This is a genomic window from Citrobacter sp. RHB20-C16, from assembly GCF_013890155.1.
In the GTDB taxonomy this organism is placed as follows: Bacteria; Pseudomonadota; Gammaproteobacteria; order Enterobacterales; family Enterobacteriaceae; genus Citrobacter_A; species Citrobacter_A amalonaticus.
The window spans coordinates 3804019-3822109 of sequence record NZ_CP057630.1 but is presented as its reverse complement, the minus strand read 5'-3'; the positions used below and the strand labels follow the sequence as shown (position 1 = coordinate 3822109).

General features: G+C 53.2%; 13 protein-coding genes. 10 read left to right on the top strand and 3 right to left on the bottom strand.

From position 1 onward, the window contains the following. Positions 1-79 precede the first annotated feature (79 nt). A complete protein-coding gene (locus HVX64_RS18360) occupies positions 80-1222 on the top strand; it encodes a glycerate kinase (RefSeq protein ID WP_044254257.1) in 1143 nt (380 codons plus the stop codon). Positions 1223-1255: 33 nt separating this feature from the next. Here the strand turns inward: HVX64_RS18360 and barA are convergent, their stop codons facing one another. Continuing rightward, positions 1256-4012, bottom strand: coding sequence for a two-component sensor histidine kinase BarA (barA, locus tag HVX64_RS18355; protein ID WP_042999513.1), 2757 nt, complete (start codon positions 4010-4012; stop codon positions 1256-1258). A gap of 57 nt (positions 4013-4069) precedes the next feature. On the opposite strand from barA, the gene rlmD reads away from it, so the two are divergent. The 5 genes from rlmD to eno all read left to right on the top strand — a co-directional run bounded on the left by rlmD (position 4070) and on the right by eno (position 11879). Continuing rightward, positions 4070-5368 carry a 23S rRNA (uracil(1939)-C(5))-methyltransferase RlmD gene (gene rlmD, locus HVX64_RS18350; RefSeq protein ID WP_044254260.1) on the top strand — a complete coding sequence of 433 codons (1299 nt, stop codon included), beginning with the start codon at positions 4070-4072 and terminating at the stop codon, positions 5366-5368. A gap of 51 nt (positions 5369-5419) precedes the next feature. Next, positions 5420-7654, top strand: a complete 2235-nt coding sequence (gene relA / locus HVX64_RS18345; RefSeq protein ID WP_042999515.1) for a GTP diphosphokinase — start codon at positions 5420-5422, stop codon at positions 7652-7654. Positions 7655-7714: 60 nt separating this feature from the next. Beyond that, entirely contained in the window at positions 7715-8506 is a 792-nt protein-coding gene (gene mazG / locus HVX64_RS18340) for a nucleoside triphosphate pyrophosphohydrolase (RefSeq protein WP_044254263.1), read from the top strand. 350 nt (positions 8507-8856) lie between these two features. Next, positions 8857-10494 (top strand): CTP synthase (glutamine hydrolyzing), encoded by a 1638-nt coding sequence (gene pyrG / locus HVX64_RS18335; protein WP_042999517.1) that lies wholly within the window; start codon positions 8857-8859, stop codon positions 10492-10494. An 89-nt stretch (positions 10495-10583) separates the two neighbouring features. Next, positions 10584-11879, top strand: coding sequence for a phosphopyruvate hydratase (eno, locus tag HVX64_RS18330; RefSeq protein WP_042999518.1), 1296 nt, complete (start codon positions 10584-10586; stop codon positions 11877-11879). 57 nt (positions 11880-11936) lie between these two features. Here the strand turns inward: eno and HVX64_RS18325 are convergent, their stop codons facing one another. Beyond that, complete coding sequence (locus HVX64_RS18325; protein WP_044254266.1) at positions 11937-12761, bottom strand: MurR/RpiR family transcriptional regulator; 825 nt, start codon at positions 12759-12761, stop codon at positions 11937-11939. 165 nt (positions 12762-12926) lie between these two features. Here HVX64_RS18325 and HVX64_RS18320 point away from each other — a divergent pair, with 165 nt between their 5' ends. The 4 genes from HVX64_RS18320 (at position 12927) to HVX64_RS18305 (ending at position 17350) form a co-directional block, all read left to right on the top strand. Continuing rightward, positions 12927-14483 (top strand): maltose/glucose-specific PTS transporter subunit IIC, encoded by a 1557-nt coding sequence (locus tag HVX64_RS18320; protein ID WP_044254294.1) that lies wholly within the window; start codon positions 12927-12929, stop codon positions 14481-14483. After that, a complete protein-coding gene (locus HVX64_RS18315) occupies positions 14483-15172 on the top strand; it encodes an N-acetylmannosamine-6-phosphate 2-epimerase (protein WP_042999520.1) in 690 nt (229 codons plus the stop codon). The genes HVX64_RS18320 and HVX64_RS18315 overlap by 1 nt, the downstream gene beginning before the upstream one ends. A 71-nt stretch (positions 15173-15243) precedes the next feature. Then, positions 15244-15915, top strand: a complete 672-nt coding sequence (gene queE / locus HVX64_RS18310; RefSeq protein ID WP_044254268.1) for a 7-carboxy-7-deazaguanine synthase QueE — start codon at positions 15244-15246, stop codon at positions 15913-15915. 71 nt (positions 15916-15986) lie between these two features. Further along, positions 15987-17350 (top strand): IS3 family transposase gene (locus tag HVX64_RS18305; protein WP_249033498.1). Its coding sequence is split into 2 segments (ribosomal slippage): positions 15987-16491 and positions 16491-17350, totalling 1365 coding nucleotides; the frame shifts between segments, so codons are not numbered across the junction. Between the two features lie 100 nt (positions 17351-17450). Here the strand turns inward: HVX64_RS18305 and queD are convergent. Then, positions 17451-17813 carry a 6-carboxytetrahydropterin synthase QueD gene (gene queD, locus HVX64_RS18300; protein WP_044254982.1) on the bottom strand — a complete coding sequence of 121 codons (363 nt, stop codon included), beginning with the start codon at positions 17811-17813 and terminating at the stop codon, positions 17451-17453. Positions 17814-18091: the final 278 nt, after the last annotated feature.

The following is an 18091-nucleotide window of genomic DNA, read 5'->3' as shown; positions in this document are numbered from 1 at the left end:
CGGTCCCAAAAGGACCGGTTATTTTTTATTGGTAAACCGGGTGTATGCTTAGCTGAGTCAACATGCGTAAGGACGGCTTATGAAAATAGTGATCGCACCGGACTCGTATAAGGAAAGTTTGAGTGCTCTCGAGGTGGCGAACGCCATTGAGCAAGGTTTTCGTGAAATCTGGCCCGATGCGGATTACGTAAAACTTCCGGTTGCTGATGGCGGTGAAGGAACAGTTGAAGCCATGGTGGCGGCGACGGCGGGACGCATTGTTGATGTCGACGTCACGGGTCCGCTGGGGAAAACCGTCACCGCGTTTTTCGGCTTATCCGGCGACGAGCGCACGGCTTTCATTGAGATGGCGGCAGCCAGCGGCCTGGAGCAGGTGCCTGTCGCGTTACGCGATCCATTAAAGACAACCTCCTGGGGAACCGGGGAGTTGATTCGTCATGCGCTGGATGCTGGCGTAGATCATATTATTATCGGGCTCGGCGGCAGTGCGACCAACGACGGCGGTGCGGGCATGGTGCAGGCGTTGGGGGCAAAATTGCTCGATGCCCGGCAGAATGAAATTGGTAAGGGCGGAGCAGCGCTCGATGCGCTTACACGGATCGATATCAGCCAGTTGGATCCGCGTCTTGCCGCATGCCGTATTGAAGTCGCGTGTGATGTGACTAACCCGCTGACTGGTAAAGAGGGGGCGTCAGCGGTGTTTGGCCCACAGAAAGGGGCGACGGTAGAGACGATCGATCGTCTGGATACGGCACTGGTGCATTATGCGCAGATTATCGCCCGCGATCTGGAGGTGGATGTCCTTGAACTGGCTGGCGGTGGTGCGGCAGGCGGTATGGGCGCGGCGCTGTATGCGTTTTGCGGTGCGCAACTGCGACGCGGAATTGAGATAGTCACCGATGCGCTACAACTGGATGCGTGCGTTGCGGATGCCGATCTGGTGGTGACCGGCGAAGGGCGCATGGATAGCCAGACGATCCACGGTAAAGTTCCGGTAGGAGTGGCGAAGGTGGCAAAGCGCTACCACAAACCGGTGATCGGTATTGCCGGCAGCCTGACGGCCGATGTCGGCATCGTCCATGAACATGGGCTGGATGCCGTCTTTAGCGTGATTTATACCATCTGTACGCTGGACGATGCGTTGAAGAACGCCGCAGAGAACGTGCGCATGACCGCGCGCAACGTCGCGGCGACGCTCAAAATGGGACAGACGCTACGCTGATCGACAGGCCGGATGGCGCGCTGCCTGTCCGGCCTACAATAGCCATTTTCGCGCTTCACGCGCCACGTTATCCATCTCGTCCAGCAGTTCCAGAAACTCGGGTTCCAGATCTTCTTCTGGCGTCCCTTCGCGTAACTGGCTTTCCAGCAACTGACACAAATTCTTCATGCGCGGTACGCCGCTATAACCGCAACTGCCATGCAGCTTATGAATCAAATCGATTAATCCTTGTGGATTTTCCCCTACCAACTGCTCTTCGATTTTATTACGCACTTCCGGCAGAAAATCGATCAGCATTTGCAGCATATCGCGTGCCAGATCGGGTTTTCCGGCGGCCTGTCGTAGCGCCAGTTGCCAGTCCAGCGTGGCATTTGGGTTGAAAACCGGTTCGATCGGTTCAGCGCTAAGCCGGCGTGTCGGAACACTTGCGCCAGGTTTGTAGCGTTGCAGCAGATTAAACAACTTCTCTTCTTCGATCGGTTTTGCCAGATAGTCATTCATTCCGGCACTCAGCAATTTCTCTTTCTGGCCTGCCATCGCGTGCGCGGTGACGGCGATCACCGGGGTTTGCTGTTGATGAGGAAGCTGGTGGATCAGTTCGCAAGCCCGAATGCCATCCATGTCCGGCATCTGAATATCCATCAGGATCAGATCAAACTGCATCTGCTTCGCGCGATCGACCGCCTGTTGGCCGCTATCACACAGCTCAACATGTTGAACCAGATCGTCCAGCAGTGCGCCAATCAGCTTCAGGTTGGCTGGATTATCATCAACCGCCATAACCGTCATGGCAATTTTGCTTTCGTCTGAGACCAGCGCGCTTTCGGGGTGATTCTGACGACACAAATCCACCAGCGCGGGCAGCAGACGCGTGGAGGTCAGGGGTTTTAGCAGACAACTTGCCACACCGTCCTGTTTGAGTTTCTCGGCGTTCACCTGAGCGTGGCACGGCAGCGCCAGCATCAGGAATTCGGTCATTTTGGTTGCCTGAATCAGCCGCTCGTGCTGCATTGTCAGCGGCTCTTTGAAGGTGACGGCAACGCCAAGCAGCATAAAGTCGTAGTGCTCAACGGCCAGTGCGGAAAACGTTGGGCTATAAATCACCTCCAGCGGCGTTTCGCTAAGAATATCCAGCGTACACTGCGCGGCGGCGGCATTTGGCTCGATGTAGGCAATACGTTTACCCACCAGGCAGGTGGTCGCCGGGCCATCCTTAATCACATTCGGATTCAGATCGAGATTGATGTGGAACCAGAAGGTTGAGCCGCGATTCGGCTGGCTGTGGAAGGAGATATCGCCGCCCATCTCGTTAACCAGCTTCTGCGTGATCACCAGCCCCAGTCCGGTACCGCCGTGGCGACGGGAAATACTGGCATCGGCCTGACGGAAAGCCTGGAACAGGCGTGACTGGTCGCGCTCGGGGATACCGATGCCGGTATCGCGGATCTGCACTTCGATCTGCACTTTGGTGTTACTCAGCGAACGCTTTTCCACCAGAATGTCGATGTTGCCGCTCTCGGTGAATTTAATCGCGTTACCGACCAGATTAGTGATGACCTGCTGCAAACGCAGCGGGTCGCCAATCACGTTATCCGGTACGTCATTCTTAATATTGAGCGTCAGCTCCAGCCCTTTGTCGTGCGATGAATGTGCCAGCAGCGTCACCACTTCATCGAGCGTATTGCGCAGGGCAAAGGGAATGCTTTCGAGAATAAGTTTACCCGCTTCCAGCTTAGAGAAATCGAGAACGTCGTTGATGATTGCCAGCAGGTTATTTGCCGAACGCTCGATGGTATTCAGGTGGTCGCGCTGGGTGGTATTCAGCTCGGTTTTCAGCGTCAGGCGCGTAAAGCCGATCACGCCGTTCAGCGGGGTGCGCAGCTCATGGGACATGTTGGCCAAAAATTCAGACTTGATGCGCGCGGCTTCCTGCGCACGCTTTTTCGCGAGATCCAGCTCGACGTTTTGGATCTCCATCTGCTCGAGCGTTTCACGCAAATCGGAGGTCGCCTGATCGATATTGTGCTGCATCTCTTCGTGATAGGCTGCGAGCGACATGGCCATTGAGTTAATGCCGTTTTTCAACACATCCAGCTCGCCGAGCATAAAGCCCTCCACGCGGCTGTCGAGTTGCCCCCGGCGGATGCGGTCAACCGTATTGACCATGTTGCGAATCGGCCCTGTCACATCGCGCATCAGACGCCAGCCAAAGATCAGCGCAATGCCGATACAAAACAGCATCATGACGGAAGAAATGAAGATTTCTTTATACTGTTGTAAGCGGACCGACTTGAGATCGAGTTCAAGCGCCACATATCCCAACATATTACCCGCGTTTTTCGCATCAGTGGCCGGGGATTCGTCAAGCGAATAGCTTTCTGAAATGATCGGCGTGCGCAGGATTAAAATATCGCCCTGACCCTCAACGCTCAGTCGGCGCGGAAACGGTGAGCCCGGAGGCAGTTGCATTTCCGACGGATTGAGATTGAAATTCGAGGTGACGAAGAGGTGATTGTTCTCGTCGTAGACCGAAATCGCCCGCACAATCTCTGAGTGGCGGCGATGCAAAACGCTAATGAGCTGGCCGATGGATTCGCGGTTTTGCAGGTTCATACCGTATTCGGTAGAGACCGCGAGAGGCTCGATGATACTGGCACCGGCATCTTCCAGTTGACGCTGCAAGTCGTGGTAGCGATGCACAACGAAAAAGATACTAAGCAGTAAACCGATAAGCACGGTCGGGGCCAGGATCAGAATCATCATGCGAGCGCGCAGGCTGTAGTTGGTCATGGAGTTCCGTTATGGGACAATTAGGGTCACACTGTTAAATTGAGAATATTCTCGTCGATGGCGCAATTCTACTCTGCAAAACGGCGCGTGACGACGCGCCAGATCATAACCGTTACCGTCAATGACCTCGATTCTTTTGGTCAGGGCGTTGCGCGACACAATGGAAAGACGTTGTTTATCCCCGGATTGTTGCCGCATGAAAGTGCGGACGTGGCGATCACCGAAGATAAAAAACAGTACGCGAAAGCTCAGGTTAAGCGCCGTTTGAATGATAGCCCGGATCGCGTCACGCCGCGCTGTCCGCACTTTGGCATTTGCGGCGGCTGTCAGCAACAGCACGCGAGTATCGAACTGCAGCAGCGCAGTAAAAGCGCCGCGCTGTCACGCCTGATGAATAACGATGTCACCGAGGTGATCGCCGATGCGCCGTGGGGCTATCGCCGTCGCGCACGTTTAAGTCTCAACTTCCAACCCAAGACCCAGCAGTTCCAGATGGGATTTCGCAAGTCAGCGTCCAGTGACATCGTTGATGTCAGACAGTGCCCCATTCTGGTGCCCCAACTTGAAGCATTACTGCCCGATCTCAGGGCATGCCTTGGCAGCCTGCAGGGAATTCGCCATCTGGGACATGTTGAACTGGTGCAGGCAGACAGCGGTACGCTGATGATTCTGCGCCATACCGCGCCGTTAAGTCGCGCGGATAACGAAAAACTGGAACGCTTTTCGCATTCAAAGGGACTGTCTCTGTATCTGGCACCGCAAAGCGAGATACTGGAAACGGTTTCTGGTCAGACGCCCTGGTATGAATCAAACGGGCTACGCTTAAACTTCAGTCCGCGTGATTTTATTCAGGTCAATGCAGGGGTGAACCAGAAAATGGTGGCCAGCGCGCTGGAATGGCTGGACGTACAGCCTGGCGATCGCGTGCTGGATCTCTTCTGCGGGATGGGCAATTTCACACTCCCGTTGGCAACCCGGGCGGCAAGCGTTGTCGGGGTGGAAGGCGTGCCTGCGCTGGTGGAAAAAGGGCGCGAAAATGCACAACAAAATGGATTACACAATGTGACATTCTTTCATGAAAATCTTGAAGAGGATGTTACCCGACAGCCGTGGGCCAAAAACGGTTTTGATAAAATCTTGCTCGACCCTGCGCGCGCAGGGGCTGCGGGCGTGATGCAACATATTATAAAATTGCAGCCTGGCCGCGTTGTTTATGTATCCTGTAATCCTGCCACGCTGGCGCGGGATAGTGAGGCGTTATTACGCGCAGGATATCAAATACAACGGCTGGCGATGCTTGACATGTTCCCCCACACGGGACACCTGGAATCGATGGTATTGTTTGAGCATTCATAATGAATCACGACTTGTCGACTTCGACAGGTCACGTCCCTTAAGGAGAGGACAATGGTTGCGGTAAGAAGTGCGCATCTAAACAAAGCTGGGGAATTTGACCCGAAAAAGTGGATCGAAAGTCTTGGGATCACCAGCCAGCAGTCATGTGAACGCTTAGCCGAAACCTGGGCGTATTGCCTGCAACAGACACAGGGGCATCCGGATGCGGAACTGCTGCTGTGGCGTGGCGTGGAGATGGTGGAAATCCTCTCGACACTCAGTATGGATATCGACACGCTGCGGGCAGCGCTGCTGTTCCCTCTGGCAGATGCCAATGTCGTTAGCGAAGATACCCTGCAGGAAAGCGTAGGTAAGTCTATCGTCAATCTGATTCATGGCGTGCGTGACATGGCGGCCATTCGCCAGTTGAAAGCGACCCATACCGATTCCGTCTCCTCCGAGCAGGTCGACAACGTGCGGCGCATGCTGCTGGCGATGGTCGACGATTTCCGCTGTGTGGTCATCAAACTTGCTGAACGAATCGCCCATCTGCGCGAGGTGAAAGACGCGCCGGAAGATGAGCGCGTGTTGGCGGCAAAAGAGTGCACTAACATCTATGCGCCGCTGGCGAACCGATTAGGTATCGGTCAGCTGAAATGGGAGCTGGAAGATTATTGCTTCCGCTATCTGCATCCTGCCGAGTACAAACGCATTGCCAAACTGCTGCATGAACGGCGTATCGATCGTGAGCACTACATTGAAGAGTTCGTGAGTCATTTGCGCTCAGAGATGAAAACGGAAGGCGTAAAGGCGGAAGTGTATGGACGCCCGAAACACATCTACAGCATCTGGCGAAAAATGCAGAAAAAGCATCTGGCATTTGATGAGCTGTTTGACGTGCGCGCCGTGCGTATCGTCGCCGAGCGCTTGCAGGACTGCTACGCCGCGCTGGGCATTGTCCACACGCACTATCGCCATCTGCCGGATGAGTTTGACGACTATGTCGCCAACCCGAAACCGAATGGCTATCAGTCGATTCACACCGTGGTGTTGGGGCCCGGCGGCAAAACGGTAGAGATCCAGATTCGTACTAAACAAATGCACGAGGACGCTGAGCTGGGCGTCGCCGCGCACTGGAAGTATAAAGAAGGCGCAGCCGCAGGCGGGGCGCGTTCCGGCCATGAGGACCGCATTGCCTGGCTGCGTAAGCTGATCGCCTGGCAGGAAGAGATGGCGGACTCTGGCGAAATGCTCGACGAAGTGCGCAGTCAGGTGTTTGACGATCGGGTCTACGTCTTTACACCGAAAGGCGATGTTGTGGATCTGCCCGCGGGCTCTACGCCGCTCGACTTTGCGTATCACATTCATAGTGATGTGGGGCACCGTTGTATTGGGGCGAAAATCGGTGGGCGCATCGTGCCGTTTACCTATCAGTTGCAGATGGGCGATCAGATCGAAATCATCACCCAGAAACAGCCGAACCCGAGCCGCGACTGGCTGAATCCGAATCTGGGCTATGTGACGACCAGCCGTGGGCGCTCGAAAATCCACGCCTGGTTCCGTAAACAGGACCGCGATAAGAACATCCTTGCCGGACGGCAGATTCTGGATGACGAGCTGTCGCATTTAGGGATCAGCCTGAAAGAAGCGGAAAAGCATCTGCTGCCGCGCTACAACTTCAACGAGCTGGAGGAACTGCTGGCGGCGATTGGCGGGGGCGATATCCGTCTGAACCAGATGGTGAACTTCCTGCAATCGCAGTTCAACAAACCGAGCGCCGCCGAAGAAGACGCCGCCGCGCTGAAACAGCTTCAGCAGAAAACGCATGCGCCGCAGAACCGGCGTAAAGACGATGGGCGTGTTGTTGTGGAAGGCGTAGGTAATTTGATGCATCACATTGCCCGTTGCTGCCAGCCGATTCCAGGCGATGAGATTGTTGGGTTTATTACCCAGGGCCGCGGGATTTCCGTCCATCGGGCGGACTGTGAGCAACTGGTCGAACTGCGTGCGCATGCGCCGGAACGCCTTGTGGACGCCGTGTGGGGTGAAAGCTATTCGGCGGGATACTCGCTGGTAGTGCGCGTACAGGCCAACGATCGCAGCGGTTTATTGCGTGATATCACGACGATTCTGGCGAACGAGAAGGTCAATGTGCTCGGCGTTGCCAGTCGTAGCGATACCAAACAACAGCTTGCTACTATCGATATGACAATTGAAATCTACAACCTGCAGGTGCTGGGACGCGTGCTCAGCAAGCTGAATCAGGTACCTGATGTGATTGACGCGCGTCGTTTGCACGGCAATTAATTTTACTTTCCAGGCCCGGTGGCGCCTCGCTTATCGGGCCTGTGTTTTCAGGATGTTCCAATGACCCAAATTGACCGCCTGCTTGGCATCATGCAACGCCTGCGCGACCCGAAAACCGGCTGTCCGTGGGATAACGAACAGACTTTCGTCACGCTCGCCCCTTACACCCTTGAAGAAACCTACGAAGTGCTCGACGCGATTTCCCGTGAGGATTTTGACGATCTGCGCGGTGAGCTGGGCGATCTACTGTTTCAGGTCGTGTTTTACGCCCAAATAGCCCAGGAAGAAGGGCGCTTTGATTTCAATGATATTTGTGCCGCCATCAGTGACAAACTCGAGCGTCGCCACCCGCACGTTTTTGCGGATGCCCAGGCCAACAACAGCACTGAAGTGCTGGCCCGCTGGGAACAAATCAAAACCGGCGAACGGGCGCAAAAAGCGCAGCATTCTGCCCTCGATGATATTCCGCGCAGTTTACCAGCGCTAATGCGGGCGCAGAAAATCCAGAAGCGCTGTTCGAATGTCGGTTTTGACTGGACGACGCTGGGACCAGTGGTCGATAAGGTGTATGAAGAGATCGACGAGGTCATGCACGAGGCCCGGCAGGTCGTTGTCGACCAGGCTAAACTGGAAGAGGAAATGGGCGATTTGCTGTTTGCCACCGTCAATATGGCCCGTCATTTAGGCACCAAAGCGGAGACCGCTCTGCAAAAAGCCAACGAAAAGTTCGAGCGGCGTTTTCGTGAGGTCGAACGGATTGTGGCGGCGCGCGGCCTGGAAATGACCGGTGTTGACCTGGAAACGATGGAAGAAGTCTGGCAACAGGTAAAACGGCAGGAAATTGATCTCTAAGGGAATTGCGCGGTCAAGGGCGTTTTGTGTGATTTTTTAAATAACAAGCGCTTGATTTGCGTCAAAAACATTTACTTCAAAGAGGCTATTTTCTCTTCCCGTTATGTTGATGAGACACCGTGTATACTGCTTCTTCGAGTTATTCGAGTCGCAACACGGCGGCGACTGAAAGAATCCCCAGAAACATAGAAATGCTATGTGACTGGGGTGAGTGAAGGAAGCCAACACCGGTGCGGCTTGAAGAACGAAGGAGAGGGGATAATGAAAGTTTGTGGCGTACGTCATGTTCGGGTATACTACTTTCCCGTCCTGGTTATTCCATCGTTTCACCCTAACTTCTCAGGTTCAGCATGACAACGAACTATATTTTTGTGACCGGCGGGGTCGTATCCTCTCTGGGTAAAGGCATTGCCGCAGCCTCCCTCGCAGCCATTCTTGAAGCCCGTGGCCTCAACGTGACCATCATGAAACTGGATCCGTATATCAACGTCGATCCAGGCACCATGAGCCCAATCCAACACGGGGAAGTGTTCGTTACTGAAGACGGCGCTGAAACCGACCTGGACCTGGGTCACTACGAGCGTTTCATTCGCACCAAAATGAGCCGCCGCAACAACTTCACCACGGGTCGTATTTACTCTGACGTTCTGCGCAAAGAGCGCCGTGGCGACTATCTGGGCGCGACCGTACAGGTTATCCCGCACATCACCAATGCTATCAAAGAACGCGTGCTGGAAGGCGGCGAAGGCCATGACGTTGTGCTGGTCGAAATCGGCGGTACCGTTGGTGATATCGAATCTCTGCCGTTCCTTGAAGCGATTCGCCAGATGGCCGTTGAAATTGGCCGTGAACACACACTGTTTATGCATCTGACGCTGGTTCCGTACATGGCAGCGGCAGGTGAAGTGAAAACAAAACCGACGCAGCACTCTGTAAAAGAGCTGCTCTCTATCGGTATCCAGCCAGATATCCTGATTTGCCGCTCTGACCGCGCTGTCCCGGCAAACGAACGTGCGAAAATTGCATTGTTCTGTAACGTTCCGGAAAAAGCGGTGATTTCTCTGAAAGATGTCGATTCCATCTATAAAATTCCAGGCATGTTGAAATCACAGGGCCTGGACGATTATATTTGTAAACGATTCAGCTTAGAGTGTCCGGAAGCTAACCTGGCCGAATGGGAACAGGTAATTTACGAAGAAGCGAACCCGGCAGGCGAAGTCACGATTGGGATGGTTGGCAAGTACATTGAACTGCCGGATGCCTATAAATCCGTGATTGAAGCGCTGAAACACGGCGGTCTGAAAAATCGCGTGACCGTCAACATCAAGCTGATTGATTCGCAGGATGTTGAAACGCGCGGTGTCGAAATCCTGAAAGATTTGGACGCTATCCTGATCCCTGGCGGCTTCGGCTACCGTGGCGTAGAAGGCAAGATCGCGACTGCACGCTATGCGCGTGAGAACAATATTCCTTATCTGGGCATTTGCCTGGGTATGCAGGTTGCGTTGATTGAGTTTGCGCGTAATGTCGCCGGTATGGACAACGCCAACTCGACGGAATTTGTGCCAGACTGTAAGTACCCGGTTGTGGCGCTGATTACCGAATGGCGTGACGAAGACGGTAACGTTGAAGTCCGTACCGAGAAGAGCGATCTGGGTGGCACCATGCGTCTTGGCGCGCAGCAGTGTCAGCTTGGCGACGATAGTCTGGTCCGTCAGTTGTACGGCACGCCGACTATTGTTGAACGTCATCGCCATCGTTACGAAGTCAACAATATGCTGTTGAAACAGATTGAAGCTGCGGGTCTGCGTGTTGCAGGCCGTTCCGGTGATGATCAGTTGGTCGAGATCATTGAGGTACCGAATCATCCGTGGTTCGTGGCCTGTCAGTTCCATCCGGAATTTACTTCCACGCCACGTGATGGACATCCGCTGTTTGCTGGCTTTGTGAAAGCCGCCAGCGAGCATCAGAAGCGTCAGGCGAAGTAAGAAGTAAAAAAAGTTAGAACGGCAACGCGTACCAAAGGTACGCGTTGTTTGTCTGGAGTTTTAGTTTAACTTGTACTGAGGAAAACCTAATGTCCAAAATCGTTAAAGTCATCGGTCGTGAAATCATCGACTCCCGTGGTAACCCGACTGTTGAAGCCGAAGTACACCTGGAAGGTGGTTTCGTCGGTATGGCAGCAGCTCCGTCAGGTGCTTCTACAGGCTCCCGCGAAGCGCTGGAACTGCGCGATGGCGACAAAGCCCGCTTCATGGGTAAAGGCGTACTGAAAGCTGTTGGCGCGGTTAACGGCCCGATCGCTCAGGCTATCCTTGGCAAAGATGCCAAAGATCAGGCTGGCATCGACAAGATCATGATCGATCTGGACGGTACTGAAAACAAATCCAACTTCGGCGCGAACGCCATCCTGGCTGTGTCTCTGGCTAACGCCAAAGCTGCTGCTGCTGCTAAAGGCATGCCGCTGTACGAGCACATCGCTGAGCTGAATGGTACTCCGGGCAAATACTCCATGCCGGTTCCGATGATGAACATCATCAACGGTGGTGAGCACGCTGACAACAACGTCGACATCCAGGAATTCATGATTCAGCCAGTTGGCGCGAAAACCCTGAAAGAAGCCGTACGTATGGGTTCTGAAGTGTTCCACAACCTGGCTAAAGTGCTGAAAGCGAAAGGCATGAACACTGCTGTGGGTGACGAAGGTGGCTATGCGCCGAACCTGGGCTCCAACGCTGAAGCGCTGGCTGTCATTGCTGAAGCGGTTAAAGCTGCTGGCTACGAGCTGGGCAAAGACATCACTCTGGCGATGGACTGCGCAGCATCTGAATTCTACAAAGACGGTAAATACGTTCTGGCTGGCGAAGGCAACAAAGCGTTCACCTCTGAAGAATTCACTCACTTCCTGGAAGACCTGACCAAACAGTATCCGATCGTTTCTATCGAAGACGGTCTGGACGAGTCTGACTGGGATGGTTTTGCATACCAGACCAAAGTATTGGGCGACAAAATCCAGCTGGTTGGTGACGACCTGTTCGTAACCAACACCAAGATCCTGAAAGAAGGTATCGAAAAAGGCATCGTTAACTCCATCCTGATCAAATTCAACCAGATCGGTTCTCTGACCGAAACGCTGGCTGCAATCAAGATGGCGAAAGACGCTGGCTACACAGCTGTGATCTCTCACCGTTCCGGTGAAACTGAAGATGCTACCATCGCTGACCTGGCTGTGGGTACTGCTGCAGGCCAGATCAAAACGGGTTCTATGAGCCGTTCTGACCGCGTTGCTAAATACAACCAGCTGATTCGTATCGAAGAAGCGCTGGGTGAAAAAGCACCGTACAACGGTCGTAAAGAGATCAAAGGTCAGTAATTTATTACTGTCGCTTTACACTCTAAGAAACCCGCTTCGGCGGGTTTTTTTATGTCTTTAAAGCAGTAGCGGTAGGGTCGCGCTGGCTGTTTTCTGGCTTACATCGCTGTACTTTTCATCCAGTGCGATTAGCGATGTAGTGAGCAGTTCTATCAACAGCATCACACCCACCTTGGCGTTTAGCGCGCCGGCACTCAACGGACCTTCTGGTTTGGCTGCGACCAGTTGAATATCACTAAGCGATGCTAACGGGCTGCGCGGCGTATTACTCAGCGCCACTACGCGCACACCTTGTTTACGCGCTAGCTTTACAACATGCAGCAGATCGCGCGTGGAGCCTGAACTGGAAATTGCCACTACGAGCGTGTTTTTACTAAGCGTTGTGGCGTTCATGGCAGCACGGTGCATATCGCTGAACAATTGTGCGGGTTTACCCAGACGCAGGAGTTTGTAATGTAAATACTCCCCCAGAATGGCACTGGCTGCTACGCCATAAATCTGCACTGACTGAGCCTGATGTAGTGCAAGCGCGGCGGCTTCCAGTAAGGTCCTGTCGAGTAATTTTGCTGTGTCCTGCAGCGCCTGGACGGATTCATTGACCACATTGTCAATCTCATCGCCGCTGTGCTCGACAGACTGTCCTTGTCGGAGATCGAGTGCCAGCGCCATTTTGAATTCGTTATAGCCCTTACACCCTAGCGTTCGACACAGACGTGTGACGCTAGCCTCGCTGGTGCCGCTTTCACGCGCCAGTTCGGTAATCGTCAGGTAAACCACTTTTGCCGGATCGCTGAGTACAAACTCGCCTAGCTTCTGTTGTGTTCGGCTGTATCCATCAACACTCTGCCGCAATCTCAGCAGCAGGTTTTCATTTTCAGACATGCAAAATCCTTAATGCGTTTATCTGTTGATAGTGTGGCGGAAAGCAGGGGAGAGATGCCAGACATTTTAAAAAAGTATGATCGGCTTCCTGGATTTTGATGATAATTTTCATTTATAAAAATTAATATGGTAAAAATTTTCATCAATAATCGAGGAGATGAAAAAATGATGCATATGTTTAGCGGCGCCTCATCCGGGGGATGGTTTGAAAAAGCGCAGCGGTTTGGCAAATCCTTCATGCTGCCGATTGCGGTATTGCCCGCAGCAGGGCTGTTGTTAGGGATTGGTGGCGCGTTGTCCAATCCAAACACATTGACGGCTTATCCGTTTTTAGATGTCGACTGGCTGCAGGCCATCTTCACGATCATGACCAGCGCAGGTTCCATTGTGTTTGCCAATCTGTCGGTACTCTTTGCGGTCGGTGTCGCCGTGGGGCTGGCGAAAACAGATAAAGGCACTGCTGGACTTGCAGCATTGCTGGCATTTTTGGTGATGAACGCCACCATCAATGCCTTATTGACGCTCAACGGAACGCTGGCGCAAGAGAACCCCGGTGCTGTTGGCCAGGGGATGACGCTTGGTATTCAGACGCTGGAAACGGGCGTGTTTGGTGGTGTGGTGATGGGTCTTGTCACCTGCGCGTTGCATAGCCGTTTCAATAAAGTCTCACTACCTCAGTTCCTCGGTTTTTTTAGCGGTTCGCGTTTTGTACCGATTATCAGCTCCCTTGCCGCGATTGTAGTGGGTGCGGTTATGACGGTGGTGTGGCCGCATTTCCAGAAACTCATTTTTGGACTGGGCGGTCTGGTGGATGCGACGGGCTATCTGGGTACGCTATTGTACGGCTTCATCCTGCGTATGCTTGGCCCACTGGGTTTACACCATATCTTTTATTTGCCGTTCTGGACGACGGCGCTGGGCGGCAGCGAAATCGTCAACGGCCAGTTGGTGGAAGGTACGCAGCGGATTTTCTTTGCCCAACTTGCCGATCCGAATACGCAGCAGTTCTATGCGGGTACCGCACGCTTTATGTCCGGTCGCTTTATCACCATGATGTTTGGTCTGCTTGGCGCATGTCTGGCGATGTACCACACCGCAAAGCCGGAGAACAGAAAGGTTGTCGCCGGACTGCTTCTGTCGGCCGCCCTGACCTCTTTCCTGACGGGAATCACTGAACCTATTGAGTTCTCCTTCCTGTTTGTCGCGCCCATTCTATATGTCATTCACGCCTTCTTCGATGGTCTGGCGTTTATGATCGCCCATATTTTACATATCACGATTGGGCAAACCTTTTCAGGTGGACTTATCGATTTCCTCCTCTTCGGCGTGTTACAGGGAGAAGCTAAAACCAACTGGATGTATGTCCCCATGGTGGGAATACCGTGGTTCTTCCTCTACTACTTCACTTTCCGCTATTTGATAACCCGCTTTGGCTGGCTAACGCCAGGCCGTGAGAACGCAACCCCGGTTGAATCCGGCTTGTCTCAAAGTGAACGCGCAGTGGCAGTCATCGCTGGGCTGGGAGGCAAAGAGAATTTGGAAGAGGTGGACTGTTGCGCCACGCGCTTACGCGTGACGGTGAAAGAGAGCAGCAAAGTAGATGAAGCGGCGCTGAAAGCGACCGGAGCCCGTGGCGTGATTATTCGCGGCAACGGTGTTCAGGTGATTTATGGCCCGCATGTCACCATCATTAAAAACGAAGTCGAAGAGATGTTATCGTAATGAAAACTGTACTGGATCCCCTGAAAGGTAAATTAATCGTCTCCTGTCAGGCGCTGGAAAATGAGCCTCTGCACAGTCCGTTTATTATGTCTCGTATGGCGCTGGCGGCAGCACAAGGCGGTGCGGCAGGTATCCGTGCGAACAGCGTGGTGGACATTCGTGCTATCAAAGAGTGCGTCTCCCTGCCGGTGATTGGGATAATCAAACGCGATTACCCTGGCAGTGAGGTGTTTATCACGGCCACTCTCCAGGAAGTGGATGAGCTGATGACCGTTGAGCCGGAAATTATTGCTCTGGATGCCACTGCGCGGCCGCGCCCCGGTGGGCAGACGCTGGAAGAGTTGGTCACGCAGATCCGTGCTCGCTACCCGTCCGTACTACTGATGGCGGATATAGCCACCGTAGACGAGGCAGTGACAGCCGAGCGTCTGGGTTTTGACTGTGTGGGCACTACGCTTTACGGCTATACCGCAGAAACCGCCGGGCATGTGCTGGTGGAAAATGACTGCGGATTCTTACGTGAAGTGTTGGCTGCGGTCAGCGTTCCGGTCGTGGCGGAAGGGAACGTCGATACCCCGGAACGGGCCGCACGCTGCCTGGCATTGGGCGCTCACACTGTGGTGGTTGGCGGGGCAATCACTCGTCCGCAACAGATAACGGCACGCTTTATCGCGGCGATCGCCTCGTAAAGCACCGATGGGGCATGATACTTTGGTGGGGATCTGCGATAATTATCGTTTATCCCCATATTGAGAGCGCTATGCAGTACCCGATTAACGAGATGTTCCAGACCCTGCAAGGTGAGGGTTACTTTACCGGCGTCCCCGCCATTTTTATTCGTTTACAGGGATGCCCGGTTGGCTGTGCCTGGTGCGATACCAAACACACCTGGGATAAGCTTGAGGATCGGGAAGTCTCCCTGTACAGCATCCTGGCGAAAACCAAAGAGAGTGATAAATGGGGCGCGGCAAGCAGTGAAGATCTGCTGGCGGTGATTGGCCGACAAGGTTACACCGCGCGTCATGTGGTGATCACCGGCGGTGAACCGTGTATTCATGACCTGATACCCCTCACTGATTTGCTGGAAAAGAACGGTTTTAGCTGCCAGATAGAAACCAGCGGTACACACGAAGTGCGCTGCACGCCAAATACCTGGGTGACCGTTTCTCCGAAGGTGAACATGCGCGGTGGTTATGACGTTCTGTCTCAGGCGCTGGAACGCGCGAATGAGATTAAACATCCGGTCGGGCGCGTGCGTGACATTGAAGCGCTGGACGAACTGCTCGCCACGCTGAGCGACGACAAACCGCGGGTGATTGCGCTGCAACCTATCAGCCAGAAAGAGGATGCCACACGCCTGTGCATTGATACCTGTATCGCGCGCAACTGGCGCCTGTCGATGCAGACGCACAAGTATCTGAATATTGCCTGATAAAAAGCCCGGTGCGTTAGTGGACTGCACCCCAAAAGTTGGACACTCAACTGAGTAAGGTGCAGTTTTTTATGGCAAAGCCAAAATATTCCCCTGAAACAAAACTGGCTGTGGTTAATCATTATTTGTCCGGAAAAGACGGAGAAGAGCGTACAGCCGACCGTTTTGGTGTTGAAAGAACTTCCGTCCGTCGCTGGGTCAGGGCGTGGCAACTCCACGGTATGGAAGGGCTGTCAGGGAAAAATAAACATCATTCAGCTGAATTTAAACTCGTCGTCGTCCGGGCGGTTATCCGTGACCACCTGACGATGCGTGAAGCAGCTGCCCGGTTTAATCTCTCTGCAGAAACGCTTGTCCGACACTGGGTCTGCGTGTACAACGATGCCGGAGCGGAAGGACTGCTAAACATTCAACGCGGGCGGCCTGGAAAAATGACAAAACAAAAAATCCCCCCATCCCCTACAGATAAAGAACTGGAAAAACTCTCCCCCGAAGAACTCCGGGCTGAACTCCGTTACCTGCGGGCAGAGAATGCCTATCTAAAAAAGTTGAAGGCCTTGGTTCAGAGCGAAAAAAACGGCAGCAAGCCCTGATAATCAGTGAACTGAGGCATAAGCACGCTCTGCGAGACCTCCTGCGCGCGGCAGGCATGTCCCGCAGTACATGGTATTACAATATGAATGCCCTGAAGCAGGTGGACAGGCATGCCGGGCTGAAAGATAAAATCCGTGAGATATACGCCTGGCACAAAGGCCGTTATGGCTACCGCAGGATCACGCTTTCGCTGAGAAAGCAGGGTCTGCTGGTGAACCATAAAACCGTGCAGCGGCTGATGACAGAGCTGTCGCTCCGGTCTCTGATAAGGGCGAAGAAATACCGCTCATGGAAGGGGGAAACAGGCAAGGCAGCCCCCAATATCCTGAGCAGGAACTTCAGTGCATCAAAAGCCAATGAAAAATGGGTTACGGATGTTACAGAGTTCTCGCTGCAGGGTAAAAAGCTGTACCTGTCGCCGGTACTCGATCTTTTTAACCGGGAAATAATCTCCTACAGCCTGTCGGAAAGGCCGGTGATGGAGATGGTTAATACCATGCTGCGGGATGCGTTCTTAAAGCTCGGACCAGACGACGCCCCCTTGCTGCACACAGATCAGGGCTGGCAATATCGGATGGCAGGCTATCAGGCAAAGTTAAAGGCGCAGGGCATGACGCAAAGTATGTCCCGAAAAGGAAACTGTCTGGATAATGCCGTGATGGAAAACTTCTTCGGGACGCTGAAATCGGAGTGTTTTTACCTGAGTCAGTTCAGCAATATCAGCGAACTGAGGAAGGCGATAGAGGATTATATCCGTTACTACAACAACGAGCGGATAAGCCTGAAACTAAAAGGCCTGAGTCCGGTAGAGTACCGGGCCCAGGCTCTGAAGGCCGCTTAATATAAACTGTCCAGATTTATGAGGTCAGTCCATTAGCTTACCGGGCTTTTCTGTTAACCGGATAAGAGGCGTTACGTCGCTATCCGGCAAGACGAAATACTCACTCGCCGCGATAGACACAGCCCGCCGTACAGGTCTCTTTCACCATCACCGCGCTCAGCAGAGGAACTGCCGGTTTGACCTGATCCCAAATCCATTTCGCCAGTACTTCGCTGGTCGGGTTTTCGAGACCGGGAATATCGTTCAGGTAGTAATGATCAAGCCTGTCATACGTCGGCTTAAATGCGGCTTTTAACTCGGCAAAATCCATGATCCAACCGGTATGCGGGCAGACTTCACCGGTAATTTCAAGACGCACCATAAATGAGTGACCATGCAGGCGGCCACATTTATGCCCTTCCGGTACGTGTGGCAGGCGGTGAGCGGCTTCGAAGGTGAAATCTTTAAACAAGGTGGTGGACATTATTGACTCTCAAGAATGCAAAAAACGCCGTAGGGTACCGTAAAGTACAATTTTTAGCATTAGTTAAAAGGGCGCTGAGCAGCAGAATGCCACATATTGATGGCAAATATTAAATAATTATTTATATATCATGTGGTTATTTAATCGTTTTTGTCGTTAATAACTATAGCTAAAACAGGTTAGTTCATTTGGTTATTTGTTATTTCCATCCCTTCTTTAATTGTTACTATCACCGCCGTTACCCTTATCTTCAGTTTGGGTTTTATTGCTTAAATCCG